This is a genomic window from Pseudomonas putida W15Oct28, assembly GCF_000708715.2.
Taxonomy (GTDB): domain Bacteria; phylum Pseudomonadota; class Gammaproteobacteria; order Pseudomonadales; family Pseudomonadaceae; genus Aquipseudomonas; species Aquipseudomonas putida_R.
The window spans coordinates 143,183-155,609 of sequence record NZ_JENB01000010.1 but is presented as its reverse complement, the minus strand read 5'-3'; the positions used below and the strand labels follow the sequence as shown (position 1 = coordinate 155,609).

Annotated in this window: 12 protein-coding genes; 4 read left to right on the top strand and 8 right to left on the bottom strand. The window is 64.3% G+C overall.

The features are described 5' to 3' along the window. Positions 1-999 carry an alpha/beta fold hydrolase gene (locus AK81_RS09405; protein WP_043198502.1) on the top strand — a complete coding sequence of 333 codons (999 nt, stop codon included), beginning with the start codon at positions 1-3 and terminating at the stop codon, positions 997-999. A 117-nt stretch (positions 1,000-1,116) separates the two neighbouring features. Here AK81_RS09405 and zapE read toward each other — a convergent pair whose 3' ends face one another. The 5 genes from zapE to AK81_RS09380 all read right to left on the bottom strand — a co-directional run bounded on the left by zapE (position 1,117) and on the right by AK81_RS09380 (position 6,203). Further along, positions 1,117-2,223 carry a cell division protein ZapE gene (zapE, locus tag AK81_RS09400; protein WP_043198500.1) on the bottom strand — a complete coding sequence of 369 codons (1,107 nt, stop codon included), beginning with the start codon at positions 2,221-2,223 and terminating at the stop codon, positions 1,117-1,119. A gap of 190 nt (positions 2,224-2,413) precedes the next feature. Continuing rightward, positions 2,414-3,565: a PQQ-dependent sugar dehydrogenase gene (locus AK81_RS09395; protein WP_043198498.1), complete on the bottom strand. Its 1,152-nt coding sequence runs from the start codon at positions 3,563-3,565 to the stop codon at positions 2,414-2,416. Positions 3,566-3,587: 22 nt separating this feature from the next. Next, positions 3,588-3,905, bottom strand: coding sequence for a hypothetical protein (locus AK81_RS09390; protein ID WP_043198496.1), 318 nt, complete (start codon positions 3,903-3,905; stop codon positions 3,588-3,590). 227 nt (positions 3,906-4,132) lie between these two features. Then, on the bottom strand, positions 4,133-5,098 hold the full coding sequence (gene speB, locus AK81_RS09385) for an agmatinase (RefSeq protein ID WP_043198495.1): 966 nt from the start codon (positions 5,096-5,098) through the stop codon (positions 4,133-4,135). Between the two features lie 25 nt (positions 5,099-5,123). Then, positions 5,124-6,203 (bottom strand): polyamine ABC transporter substrate-binding protein, encoded by a 1,080-nt coding sequence (locus AK81_RS09380; RefSeq protein WP_043198493.1) that lies wholly within the window; start codon positions 6,201-6,203, stop codon positions 5,124-5,126. A gap of 102 nt (positions 6,204-6,305) precedes the next feature. Here AK81_RS09380 and AK81_RS09375 point away from each other — a divergent pair, with 102 nt between their 5' ends. Further along, entirely contained in the window at positions 6,306-7,196 is an 891-nt protein-coding gene (locus AK81_RS09375) for a LysR family transcriptional regulator (RefSeq protein ID WP_043198492.1), read from the top strand. A gap of 114 nt (positions 7,197-7,310) precedes the next feature. On the opposite strand, the gene AK81_RS09370 is transcribed toward AK81_RS09375, so the two are convergent. After that, on the bottom strand, positions 7,311-9,737 hold the full coding sequence (locus AK81_RS09370) for a TonB-dependent receptor (protein WP_043198491.1): 2,427 nt from the start codon (positions 9,735-9,737) through the stop codon (positions 7,311-7,313). A 212-nt stretch (positions 9,738-9,949) separates the two neighbouring features. Next, complete coding sequence (locus AK81_RS09365) at positions 9,950-11,074, bottom strand: sigma-70 family RNA polymerase sigma factor (protein WP_043198490.1); 1,125 nt, start codon at positions 11,072-11,074, stop codon at positions 9,950-9,952. Positions 11,075-11,209: 135 nt separating this feature from the next. Here AK81_RS09365 and AK81_RS09360 point away from each other — a divergent pair, with 135 nt between their 5' ends. Further along, on the top strand, positions 11,210-11,692 hold the full coding sequence (locus AK81_RS09360; protein ID WP_043198487.1) for an LEA type 2 family protein: 483 nt from the start codon (positions 11,210-11,212) through the stop codon (positions 11,690-11,692). Positions 11,693-11,709: 17 nt separating this feature from the next. On the opposite strand, the gene AK81_RS09355 is transcribed toward AK81_RS09360, so the two are convergent. Next, positions 11,710-11,973 (bottom strand): hypothetical protein, encoded by a 264-nt coding sequence (locus AK81_RS09355; RefSeq protein WP_043198486.1) that lies wholly within the window; start codon positions 11,971-11,973, stop codon positions 11,710-11,712. 129 nt (positions 11,974-12,102) lie between these two features. Between AK81_RS09355 and AK81_RS09350 the strand changes: the two genes are divergently transcribed. Next, the gene (locus tag AK81_RS09350) at positions 12,103-12,423 is read left to right on the top strand and encodes a DUF883 family protein (RefSeq protein WP_016500661.1); all 321 of its coding nucleotides are present in this window, start codon (positions 12,103-12,105) and stop codon (positions 12,421-12,423) included. Positions 12,424-12,427: the final 4 nt, after the last annotated feature.

Below are 12,427 nucleotides of genomic sequence, written 5' to 3'. Positions count from 1 at the left end.
ATGCTGCGCGCAACCGCCCTGGCCCTGGCCTGCCTTGTCGGCAGCCCGGCCATCGCCGCCGAAACGCCTACCTACGGCCCCCAGCTCGAAGGCTTCAGCTACCCCCACCCGCTCAAGCATTTTGAGTTCAAGTCCCAGGGCCAGGCCCTGCAGATGGGCTACATGGACGTCCCTGCACAAGGCCAGGCCAACGGCCACAGCGTGGTGCTGATGCACGGCAAGAACTTCTGCGCCGCCACCTGGGAAACCACCATCGACGCACTGAGCAAGGCCGGTTACCGGGTCATCGCCCCCGACCAGGTCGGCTTCTGCACCTCCAGCAAGCCAGCGCACTACCAGTACAGCTTCCAGCAGCTGGCGGACAACACCCATGCCTTGCTCGAACAGCTGGGCATCAAGCAATCCATCGTGCTCGGCCACTCCACGGGCGGCATGCTCGCCACCCGCTATGCGCTGATGTACCCGCAGCAGGTGGAACGCCTGGCCATGGTCAACCCGATTGGCCTGGAAGACTGGAAAGCCCTGGGCGTGCCCTATCGTACGGTGGACCAGTGGTATGCCCGCGAGCTCAAGCTCGATGCCGAGGGCGTGCGCGAGTATGAGCGCAAGACCTACTACGCCGGGCGCTGGAAGCCGGAGTACGAGCGCTGGGTACAGATGCTGGTGGGGCTGAACAAGGGGCCGGGGCATGAAGCGGTGGCGTGGAACTCGGCGCTGATCTACGACATGATCTTCACCCAACCGGTGTACCACGAGTTCAAGGACCTGCAGATGCCGACCCTACTGCTGATCGGCGACAAGGACACCACCGCCATCGGCAGCGATATCGCACCGCCGGACGTGAAGGCGAAACTGGGCAAGTATGAAGTGCTGGGGCCACAGGTGGCCAAGCTGATCCCCAAGGGTGAGCTGATCACTTTTGAAGGTATGGGGCATGCACCGCAGATCGAAGAACCGGTGCGGTTCAACCGTACGCTGGTCGAGTGGCTGGCCAAGTAACACGGGGGCGCTTTGCGCCCCTATCGCGACACAAGGCCGCTCCTACAGGTCATTTCGCCGTACCTGTGGGAGCGGCCTTGCGTCGCGATAGGGCCGCAAAGCGGCCCCCTGCAATCTTCAGCCAAACCGCTGTAGTTGCATCTCCCGCAACCGGCTCAAGGTGCGCTGGTACGGGAATGCCAGATACCCCTGCGTATACAGCTCTTCCAGCGGCACCTCGGCCTCCAGGTACAGTGCCACACGGCGGTCATAGCACTCATCGACCAGGGCAATGAAGCGGCGCACCGCATCGTCCTTGGGCGACAGCGCTGGCAGTTCACGGTCGCCTGCCACCACCCGCGCCGCACCATCTTCAGTGCCACGCGCAATGCGACCGGCCTGCTGCTTACCGCCCAGCGCCGGAATACCCGACACCAGGATGGCCGGAAAACGGTCGCACAGCGCCATGAATTCCATGGCCGCCAGCGGTTGTTCGCACAGGTCGGTGAAGCGGCACCAGATAGCCTGCTCGCTGCGCCGCACGACCTGCACATGCCTCGAGCCGATAACCAAGGGCTGATCAGTACCCGTGTGATCCGGGCTGAACTGGCAAAACACCTCGCCCAGCTTGCTGGCCTCCCCCGCCCCTGCCACCCAGTAGCGCTGCCGCTCTGCACCCGGGTGCAGGCGATGGTCTTGCTCGCCCGACACCGGCAGTACCTGCATGTGCCGCTCAATGGCGGCGATGGCCGGCAGGAACCGCTCGCGGTTGAAACCGTCGCGGTAGAGCTGTTCGGGTGGCTGGTTGGAGGTGGCGACAATCACCACGCCCTGGTCGAACAGTACCTGGAACAGGCGGCCGAGGATGATCGCGTCGCCGATGTCGTTGACGAACAGTTCGTCGAAGCACAACACGCGGATCTGCCGGGCCAGCTCCCGGGCCAATGCCAAAAGCGGGTCGGCGGTGCCATTGAGCTGGAACAGGCGCTGGTGGACCCAGGCCATGAAGTGATGGAAGTGTTGGCGCCGGCTGGGTACGCACAGGCAACGGTGGAACTGGTCCATCAGCCAGGTCTTGCCCCGGCCGACCGGGCCCCAGAGGTAGATGCCCTGCGTGAGGCGGCCCTGTTCGACGGACTGGAAGCAGGCTTGCAGGCCCTCGACGGCACGGGCCTGGGCAGGATCGGCGACGTAGCCATGAATGCTCAGGGCTTGCTGGTAAAGAGATTGGGGTGTGATGGCCATGCGGCATTCTAACCGAATGCCGCAACACACCTCATGGGAACAAACAACTTGTGCAAATACAGAAGGCTAACGCGGAACCCTGTGGGAGCGGGCATGCCCGCGAAGCAGGCAGCCCGGTGAATGGCACGGGCTTCGCCCGTGTTCGCGGGCGCGCCCGCTCCCACAGGGGACCGCGTAACATGCCGAGTGCTCAAGCTTCGTCGGCCAGGCCTACCTTCAGCAATGCGCCGTCCTTGTCGTCGGTCAGTACATAGATGTACCCATCCGGCCCTACCCGTACATCGCGGATACGCGCCTTCAAGTCACCGAGCAAACGCTCCTCATGCACCACCTTGTCGCCCTTCAGCTGCAAGCGGATCAGCTCCTGTGTCGCCAGCGCGCCAATGAACAGGTTGTGGTCCCAGGCCTTGAATGTCGGGCTGTCGTAGAACGCCATGCCGCTGATACCTGGCGACTTCTCCCACACATGATGTGGGTCGACCATGCCGTCCACATGCTTGCCCTTGGCCTCGGGGATCGGCAACAGCGAGTAGTTGATGCCATGGGTCGCAATCGGCCAGCCGTAGTTCTTGCCGGGCTCGGGGATGTTGATTTCGTCGCCGCCGCGCGGGCCGTGCTCGTGGGTCCACAGCTTGCCGGTCCAGGGGTTGAGCGCGGCGCCCTGCTGGTTGCGGTGGCCGAACGACCAGATCTCCGGCCGCACGTTGTTCTTGCCGACGAAGGGGTTGTCCTTGGGCACTTCGCCATCGGGCAAGATGCGCACGATCTTGCCTTGCAGCTTGTCCAGGTCCTGGGCAGTGGGGCGCTGGTTGTTCTCGCCCAAGGCGATGAACAGATAGCCGTCGCGGTCGAACACCAGGCGCGAGCCGAAGTGGTTACCCACCGACAGCTTGGGCTGCTGGCGGAAGATCACGCTGAAATTCTCCAGCCGCGCGCGGTCTTCGGACAGTTGGCCACGGCCGACAGCGGTACCGGCCTTGCCGTCACTGCCCTCCTCTGCGAAGGACAGGTACACGGTGCGGTCCTTGTCGAACGCCGGCGACAGCACCACATCCAGCAAGCCGCCCTGGCCCTCGGCCCAGACCTTGGGCACGCCGGTGATCGGCGGGCCGACCTTGCCTTCAGCGTTGACCAGCCGCAGGTTGCCGGCGCGCTCGGTGACCAGCATGTCCTTGCCGCCCGGCAGAAACGCCAGCGCCCAGGGATTGCGCAGGCCGTCGGCCAGGGTGCTGACGGTCAACGTGCCTTCTTCGCTGCGAAACTGTTGCTCTGCCGCCGCCTGTGCCAACAGGGGCATGAGTGCGGCGGCAGTCAGGGTGGCTAGCCAGGTTGCTCTGGGCATGCAGGATTCCTTTCATATGGGCTCACGGCGCACGCGTGCTGTCGCGGGGCGGCCGGGTCGGTTCCAGGTTCGGGGTTTGTTGCTGCCGACGCAGGTTGTCGCCGTTGCCGATGCCGCGGTTGTCCAGGCTGGGCGTGCGCTGGTACGGGTCGGTAGACGGCCCCCGCACGGGCGGCGCGGCCGGCATGCTGCCTTGGCGGCTATTGGGGTTGGCGCGCTGGATCGGGCTGTTGTAGGGGTTGTTGTTGCCGGCCGCAAGCTGCAAAGGCTGCTGCGGGGCCGCGTGCGCGGGCAGGCACAACGCCAGGCCGAGGGCCAGGATGGGCAATGTCGGGGTCATGCTTCACCTCCTGTACGAAAATGCCGCGCCTGGTGGGTTTGATAGCCTAAGGCGCTAGGGGTTCGCTGCAAAAGTGTGAATGCGGGTGGAGTTGATTCCTGATGTTTCAGTATGCGCCCATGGGGCTGCTTTGCAGCCCATCGCGACGCAAGGCCGCTCCTACAGGGGAACGCGTACCCGTGTAGGAGCAGCCTTGTGCTGCGAATGGGCCGCAAAGCGGCCCCAAATTACTGGCCCCTATCCACTTTGTGCCGCGCCGCATACAGGCACAGCATCTCCATCGCCAGCGTCGCCCCCGCCAGCGCCGTAATATCGGCATGGTCATAGGCCGGCGCCACCTCCACCAGGTCCATGCCCACCAGGTTGATGCCCCGCAGCCCGCCCAGAATCTCCAGCGCCTGCACGGTGCTCAACCCGCCACACACCGGGGTACCTGTGCCAGGCGCATAGGCCGGGTCGAGGCAGTCGATATCGAAGGTCAGGTACACCGGCCGCTCGCCCACGCGCTGGCGAATCGCTGCAATCACCGCCTCGGTGCCCTGGCGGTGCACCTGCCGTGCATCGAGGATGGCAAAACCCTGGCTGTCATCGTTGGTGGTGCGCAGGCCGATCTGCACCGAGCTGGCCGGGTCCACCAGCCCCTCACGGGCGGCATGCCAGAACATGGTGCCATGGTCGATACGTTTGCCCTCCTCGTCCGGCCAGGTGGCGCTGTGGGCATCGAAGTGGATCAGCGCCAGCGGGCCATGGCGGCGGGCGTGGGCCTTGAGCAGCGGGTAGCTGATGAAGTGGTCGCCACCGAGGGTAAGCATGGCGCAGCCCGCTTCCAGAATATGGTCGGCATGGGCCTCGATGCTGTCCGGCACCGACTGCGGTGTGCCGCTGTCGAAAGCGCAGTCGCCATAGTCGATCACGGCAAGGTGGTCGAACGGGTCGAACGCCCACGGCCAGTGCCGGGCCCAGGCCTGCTGCACCGAGGCGGCGCGGATCGCCCGCGGGCCGAAACGCGCGCCTGGGCGGTTGCTGGTGGCGGTGTCGAACGGCACACCGCTGACCACCACGTCCACACCACGCAAGTCGCGGCTGTAGCGGCGGCGGGAGAAACTGGTGATGCCGGCGTAGGTACTTTCTGCGGCAGTGCCATACAGGCTGTCGCGGGTCAGCGCCTGGTCGTTGCTTGCGGCTTGCTCCACGGTCGGGCTCCTTGGTTGTTATCAGTCACTGGCGGCTGCGGAAGGCTGTCCATAGGCGGTTGCGCTGGCGCAGGTCGGCCAGGGCCATGCTGCGGTCGGCGAACAGGCGCTGGCGCACTTCGGCAGGCGGGTAGATGTCCGGGTCGTTGCGCACCGCCTCGTCCACCAATGGCGTGGCGGCCTGGTTGGCGTTGGCGAAGAACAGTGTGTTGGTCAGCGCAGCCACCGACTCGGGCTTGAGCATGAAGGCGATGAACGCCCGTGCGGCCTCGGGGTGCGGGGCGTCCTTGGGGATGACCAGGTTGTCCTGCCACACCAGCGTGCCTTCGCGGGGGATGCGGTAGATCAGCTCGAACGGCTTGCCGGCGCGGCGGGCCTGGTCGGCCGCCATCGCGGCATCGCCGTTGTAGGTCAGCGCCAGGCACACACTGCCATTGGCCAGGTCGCTGATCTGCCGGCCATTGGCGACGTAGCTGATCGAGGGTTGCAGCTGGCTCAGCAGTTTCTGCGCGGCGGCCAGATCATCCTTGTTTTGGCTGTAAGGGTCCTTGCCCAGGTAGTTCAGGGCCACGCCGATCACTTCCTGCGGCGAATCAGGCATGGCGATGCCACAGTCCTTCAGGCGGCTGGCGTATTCGGGTTTGAACAGCAGGTCCAAGCTGTCCAGCGGCACGTCGCCGAGGCGCTGGCGCACGGCCTCCACATTCACCCCAAGGCCCAGCGTACCCCAGGTGTACGGCACCGCATGGCGGTTGCCGGGGTCGGCCTCGGCAAGCTTGGCCAGCAGGTCCTTGTCGAGGTTGCTGTAGCCGGGCATGGCCTGGGGGTCGAGCGGTTGCAGGGCATTGGCCTTGAGCGCCCGGGCCAGCACGGTAGATGACGGCACCACCACGTCGTAGCCGCTACCACCGGTCAGCAGCTTGGTTTCCAGCACTTCGGTGGTGTCGAAGGTGTCGTAGCGCACCTTGTAGCCGGTTTCCTGTTCGAAGCGCTGTAGGGTTTGCGGGGCGATGTAGTCCGCCCAGCTGTAGAGGTTGACGACCTTTTCTTCGGCCTGCAGCGGCAAGGCCAGGATCAGGGACAACAGGCACAACGATCGACGCATGACGGACACCTCGGCAAATGGGTGGATGCCGCGAGCATGCCAGCCGGGTTACATTGCAGGAATGGCAAGTTTGCAAAGCTGACATTCATCAGGAGCAATGTAATGCTCGGACAAGTGCACGACCCCGACCTGCACCTGCTGCGGCTGTTCGTCACTGTAGTCGAGGCCGGCGGCTTCAGCGCCGCGCAAGGCGTGCTGGGCCTGAGCCAGCCCACCATCAGCCAGCGCATGGCGCAGCTGGAAGCACGCCTGGGCTACCGCCTGTGCAGCCGCGGCAAGGGCGGCTTTCACCTGACCGAGAAAGGCGCGTTGCTACTGGAGGCAGCGCGCGGCCTGTTGCTGAACATCGAGCAATTCCGCCGGCAAGCCAACGGCGTTGCCGGGCGGTTGCTGGGGAGCGTGCGCATCGGCATGGCCGAAAACCAGGACAAGGCAGTGAGCCTGCGGCTGGCGGCGGCCATTGCGGCGTTCCGCAGGCGAGAGGAGTCGGTGCAGCTGGAGCTGATCAGCGCGCCGCCGGCGGAGCTGGAGCGGTTGTTGCTGGAGCAGCGGCTGGACTACGCCATCAGCTACTTTTCCGGCAACCAGGCAGCCTTTGATTACCAGCCCTTGTTCGAGGAGCGGCAACGGCTGTATTGCGGCAAGGGGCATGTGCTGTTCGGCGAGGCGGATGTCGGGCTTGAGCGGCTGCTGGAGATGGACCAGGTGCGCCATCCGTACCGGTTTCTGAAAGGGGGTGAGCCGTTTCAGAGCCGGCGCAGCATGGCGGTGGCGGAGCAAATCGAGAGCGTGCTGACGTTCATTCTGTCGGGGCGGCATATCGGTTATCTGCCCTGCCATTGCGCGCTGGGGTGGGAGGCCGAGGGGTCGTTGTGGGCATTGGACCCGGGGATGGATTTTGTGGTGCCGTTTACCCTGGCCCGGCATCGGGCCCAAGTAGCGGGAGAAGCACAGCAGGCGTTTGTGCGAGATTTGCTGGCAGCATTTTCCTGAGCCGGCCTCTTCGCGGGCTCGCCCGCTCCCACAGGAATCTCACGATGCCTGAGGGCGGCGCCGTACCTGTGGGAGCGGGCATGCCCGCGAAGAGGCCGGTTCAGGCGACAGCTGTCAGTAAGCCATGCTCCAGGTCAGGGTGTAGGTACGCCCGCGCCCTTGGTAGTCATACAGGTACGCCGGCCCGTAGGTCGGCGAATAGAACAGCGTCGCGCGCTGCCCCCAGACCGTGCTGTATTGCTTGTCCAGCAGGTTCTGGATACCGGCACTGAAGGTGCCGAAGCCGGTGTCCTGGCTGCCCAGCAGGTCGAAGGTGGTGTAACCGTCGATCTCGTGATCGGCATCGTCCTTCAGGCTGAACGCATGGTTGGCTTGCAGCCGCGCACTGCGGCCATCGCCTTTCCAGCCAACAAATGCAGTGGCCTTGGACAAGGATGCATAGCGGGCATCACGCTTGTTCCAGCCGCCGTCGGCAGCCTCTTCCTCGGAGCGGGTCAGGTGCAGGGTACCGCCCGCTTCCCAGCCCGTCTGGAAGTGCCGGGTCAGCGCACCTTCAAAGCCGAAGTCGCGGCTCTTCTGCTCCTCCACGTTGATGGTCAGCGTTTGTGAATCGACGTTGATGATCTTGTCCGACCAGATGTAGTACAGCGCCGCCTGGGCATCCCAGTCCAGGTCGGCATAGCGCCAGCCCATTTCCACCTGGCGGCTCTTGATGCCAGCCAGCGGGTTGTCGGCCACGCTCAGGCCCGGCTTGCCGTAGTACTTGGCAGGGTCCGGCAGGTCGAAGCCTTCGCCATAGTTGGTCCACACCTGGTGGCCGTTCTTGAAGTCGTAGATGGCGCCAACGTTGAACAGGTTGACCTGGTAATCGTTGCTGCCGCCCGGCACGCCCTTGAAGTCGCTGACGTCCACGTCCATCTGCTGGCGACGGGCGCCGCCGGAGAACGTCAGGTTGTCGGTGGCATGCCAGTCCAGCTGGGCGTACACCGACACGCCATCGACCCGGTAGCTGGGATAGCGCGCGGCCTTGCTGTCCTTTTCCATCTCCAGGCCACCCGATTCGGACGAGGTCAGGGCGTTGAAGGTGGTCTGCTCGGCATTGAAGCGCTCGCGATCCAGGTCGACGCCGTAGGTCAGTTTCAGCGTGTCCCACTGCTTGGCGAACAGGCCTTTGAGGCTGGTGACCTCGAAGTTCTGTTGCGAAGCCGCAAAGTACACCCCGCGCGAGCCGGTGGGCGTGGCGCGGTTGTAGTACGGGAACGGGTAGAAGTTGTCGTCTTCCTTGCGGTACGAGGCCTGCAGGTAGAAATCCTGGCCCAGCACGTCGCTGTGGTGGTAATTGGCGTTCAGCAACAAGCGCCGGGTACGCGGTTCCAGGTCGGACGAATAGCCGCTGCGCAGCTCGGCGTCTTCCAGGTCGGATGGCGCGTTGTAATTGAGGTTGGGGAAGTAGATGCCCGTGCTGCCATGGTTGCCCGAATCGTAATACTGGGCCAACAGGTCGAGGTTCTGCTGGTCGTTCAACTGCAAACCCAGGGTGCCAAGCACGTCGATGGTGCGGTTGTACTGCAGGTCGGTCTGGGTGTTGTCGATGAAGATCTGGTCGCCGGCACCGTCGTAGAAGGCTTCATTCTGCTCACCGGAAATACCTAACCGGGCATTGACCCGCTCGTTGCCGCCACTGATCGACTGGGCAAAGCGGGTGGCCAGGTCGTCGCTGTTGTTGAAACCGCTGCTGGCGCCGAGCTGGGTTTCGAAGCGCGCCGGGCCGGGCTCGCCCTTCTTGGTCACGATGTTGATGATACCGCCGGTTGCACCGCCGCCGTAGATGGCGCTGGCACCAGACAGCACTTCAACACGCTCGACGTTGAACGGCGAAATGCTGTCGAACTGGCGCGACAGGCCGCGCGAGCTGTTCTGGCTGACCCCGTCGATCATCACCAGCACATTGCGCCCGCGCATGTTCTGGCCATAGTTGGTACGCCCTTCCGGTGCCAGGTCGAGGCCCGGTACCAGCTTGCCGATGGCTTCTTTCAGGCTGACGCCGCTGTCGATCTGTTCGCGCAGCTGCTGCTGGTCGACCACCCAGACGGTGCCGGGGATTTCGCTGATTGCGGTGCTGGTGCGCGAGGCCACGCTGACTTCGATCGGCTTGAGGTTCACCGCCTGTGGCGCTGCCTGGGCCTTGCGCAGGGTCACGGTGCGCGCGTCGCTGAAGTGCCAGCTCATGCCGCTGCCGGCCAGCAACTGCTGCAGGGCCTGCTCGACGCTGTAGCTGCCGTGCAAGGCCGGGCTGGCAACGCCTGCGACGTCACCTGTGGTGTACAGCAGGTGCAGGCCTGCCTGGTCGGCGAAGGTGGTCAGGGCCTGGTCCAGCGGCTGGGCTGGCAGGTCGAGCTGAACCTGGCGAGCCTGCATCTGGGCCTGTTCGGCAGTGGTCGCGGCCCACGTATGCAGGGGGCCGACCAGCATGGCCAGGGCACTGCAGGACATCAGGGCGTGGTGAAGAGGACCGCGAGGGCGGTGCAAGGGCTTGAGCATCAGAGGCACGAATGAGCTTCCTGACAAGTCGTAAATGAGAATGGGTTGCTGATCAGTCCCACTACGACGATCTGGCTTGCAGGAACTTGCAGTGCCAAATGGAAAATATTTTTATTTCTGTGCCAGCCTCTTCGCAGCGCAAGGCTGCTCCTACAGGCATGTGCGATCCCTGTAGGAGCAGCCTTGCGCTGCGAAGAGGCCGGTACAGGCAGTCAATGAACAACAGCCAACCACGGCAGGTAGGTCACCTTCAGCCCATAGCGCTGCTCCAGCGTGCGCAACAGGGCCTCAGGCTCGTCAAGGTCAAACACCCCGCTCACCTCCATCGCCGCCAGCTTGCTGTCGGACAGCACGATGCGCCCATGCCGGTAACGCTCAAGCTCGGTCAGCACCTGCCCCAGCGGCTTGCCGTTGAAGATCAGCTTGCCGCGCTGCCAGGCCATCTGCGCACCGGCATCGGCCGCCACCGCCAGTTCATGTTCGCCAAGCTTGGCTTCACCGCGTGCCAACACCACGCGGCCATCGCGCCGCACGCTGAAGGTGGCGGCACCACCCTGCACCCGCTCGCCTGCCGTATCGACCACAAACGGCCGCGGGTCATCAGTGGTCTCGAACAAGGCCTCACCGGCATCCAGCACCACCCGGCGTTCGTGCTCACTGAACACCACACTCAGCGCACTGGCAGTGTTCAGTGTCACCCGCGTGCCGTCCGCCAGGGTAATCACCTGCCGTTCACCCACCGCAGTGTGGTAGTCCGCCAACAGCATCGGCGCCTGCTGCCAACCCGCCACAGCGGCGACCAGCAACACCACGGAGGCTGCCACACCGGCCTGCTTGAGCCAGTCGCGGCAATGGCGCAGGGCCTGGCCGATATATTTGGCCACCATGCTCTCGGAAACCCCCAGCCGCTGTGCAATCTGCGCCTGGGTCAGGCCTTCGACACGGTTCAGCAACAACGCCTGGCGGGCATTGTCGGGCAGTTTCAGCAGCGCATCGTCGAGGATTTGCAGGCGTTCCCGGGCCAACAACATCGCCTCGGGCGCTGGTGCCGGGCAGGTCAGTTCACCTGCGCCGTCACAGTCGTCATGGCTGGCAGCAAGGCGCTGCTCGCGGCGCAAGGCATCGATTGCCAGGTTACCGGCCACGCGGAAGATGAAGCTGCGGGCGTGCAGCACCGGCACCGCCTGTTCATCGACTTTCACCAGCTTCAGGTAGGTTTCCTGCGCCACGTCGGCGGCGCGCTGGCGGTCGCTCATGCGCCGGGTCAGGAACTGCAACAGGTCGTCGTAGTGCTCCTGGAAAGTCGCCAGCAGGCCCGACACGGGTGACGTCAGCATGGGTTTGGGCACTGCCAGCAGGATGAATTATCGGGCGTTAATGAGAAACAGTATCTTTCATCTGCAGGGAGACTTTCAACGCCGACGCGCATTTGCCACACTGACGGTTCGCTCACTCTGGCAAGGTCGCCCGCAATGACTGCCCGCCTGCACCACTGTACCCGCCTGTTTCTCGTCCTGCTGATGGCGTATGGCCTGGGCGCCTGCGCACTGTTCCAGCCACGCGACCCGGTCAACATCAGCGTGATCGGCATCGAGCCCCTGCCCGGGCAGGAACTGGAACTGCGCATGGCGGTGAAAATGCGGGTGCAAAACCCCAACGAGTCGCCAATCGACTACAACGGCATTGCCCTGAACCTGGAAGTGAACGGCCAGCCGCTGGCCGCCGGGGTCAGCGACCAGCAGGGGCACATTGGCCGCTATGACGAAGCGGTGATCGTGGTGCCGGTGAGCATCACGGCATTTTCCTTCCTGCGCCAGGCCTATGGGCTAGGCACCGTGGACTCGCTGAAGGGGTTGCCCTACAAGCTGCGCGGCAAGCTGGCAGGCGGGTTGCTGGGGACCGTGCGCTTTACTGACGAGGGCAAGCTGGACCTGCCCAAAGGCGCATACTGGTAAGCACCCGCCGGGGGTGTTCAGCGGCTGGCGCTGGCGGCGGCCATCAGCTTGTTGACTTCGCTGCGCACCATGCTGGCGTATTCGGGCGGCGACATGCCTTCCAGTTCGGCGCGCACCCACTCGGCCCATTTACCCTTGCGCCGCGGCTTTTCGGCGATCAGCCGGGCCGCATCGCCCTTGGCCTTGCCCAGGCTGCTTTGCCACAGCTCGAACAGCCGCGCCTTCTCTGCCTCGATCTGCGCCCGTTCCTCGAAGCTCATGTTGGCCAGATTGAAACTCATGAAGGTACCTGCAGGTTTGAAAATGGCCGCTATCTTACACCCAGGCAACGCAACATCGGAAAGCCGCCGCAACTTTCCCGACGCAGCGGCATCCATTGTTCACACCACCCCATCAACGAGGACGAGTTCATGGCCCGTAAAAACGCCACACTGGCGGACAGCGATCAGATCAAGGACCAGGTATTCAGCGAACTGCAATCGCTGATCGAAGAATCGGAAAAACTGCTGAACGACAGTGCCGCCCTGGTGGGCGAAGAAGCAGAAACCCTGCGAGCGCAGGTCAGCCTCAAACTGAAACAGGCGCGCCAGGCCGCGGGCACCATGCGCGACAAAGCGCAACCGGTGGTGGACGCCACCCAGGACTACATCGGCGGCCACCCTTGGCAGACCGTCGCCATTTCCGCCGGCCTGGGGCTGGTGGTGGGCCTGCTGCTGGGGCGGCGCAACTGAAGCC

Bases quoted from the DNA above. Each gene is read 5' to 3' on its own strand.
- AK81_RS09405 (WP_043198502.1), top strand. From the start codon at position 1: ATGCTGCGCGCAACCGCCCTGGCCCTGGCCTGCCTTGTCGGCAGCCCG.
- zapE (WP_043198500.1), bottom strand. From the start codon at position 2,223: ATGGCCATCACACCCCAATCTCTTTACCAGCAAGCCCTGAGCATTCAT.
- AK81_RS09395 (WP_043198498.1), bottom strand. From the start codon at position 3,565: ATGCCCAGAGCAACCTGGCTAGCCACCCTGACTGCCGCCGCACTCATG.
- AK81_RS09390 (WP_043198496.1), bottom strand. From the start codon at position 3,905: ATGACCCCGACATTGCCCATCCTGGCCCTCGGCCTGGCGTTGTGCCTG.
- AK81_RS09380 (WP_043198493.1), bottom strand. From the start codon at position 6,203: ATGCGTCGATCGTTGTGCCTGTTGTCCCTGATCCTGGCCTTGCCGCTG.
- AK81_RS09375 (WP_043198492.1), top strand. From the start codon at position 6,306: ATGCTCGGACAAGTGCACGACCCCGACCTGCACCTGCTGCGGCTGTTC.
- AK81_RS09370 (WP_043198491.1), bottom strand. From the start codon at position 9,737: ATGCTCAAGCCCTTGCACCGCCCTCGCGGTCCTCTTCACCACGCCCTG.
- AK81_RS09365 (WP_043198490.1), bottom strand. From the start codon at position 11,074: ATGCTGACGTCACCCGTGTCGGGCCTGCTGGCGACTTTCCAGGAGCAC.
- AK81_RS09360 (WP_043198487.1), top strand. From the start codon at position 11,210: ATGACTGCCCGCCTGCACCACTGTACCCGCCTGTTTCTCGTCCTGCTG.
- AK81_RS09355 (WP_043198486.1), bottom strand. From the start codon at position 11,973: ATGAGTTTCAATCTGGCCAACATGAGCTTCGAGGAACGGGCGCAGATC.
- AK81_RS09350 (WP_016500661.1), top strand. From the start codon at position 12,103: ATGGCCCGTAAAAACGCCACACTGGCGGACAGCGATCAGATCAAGGAC.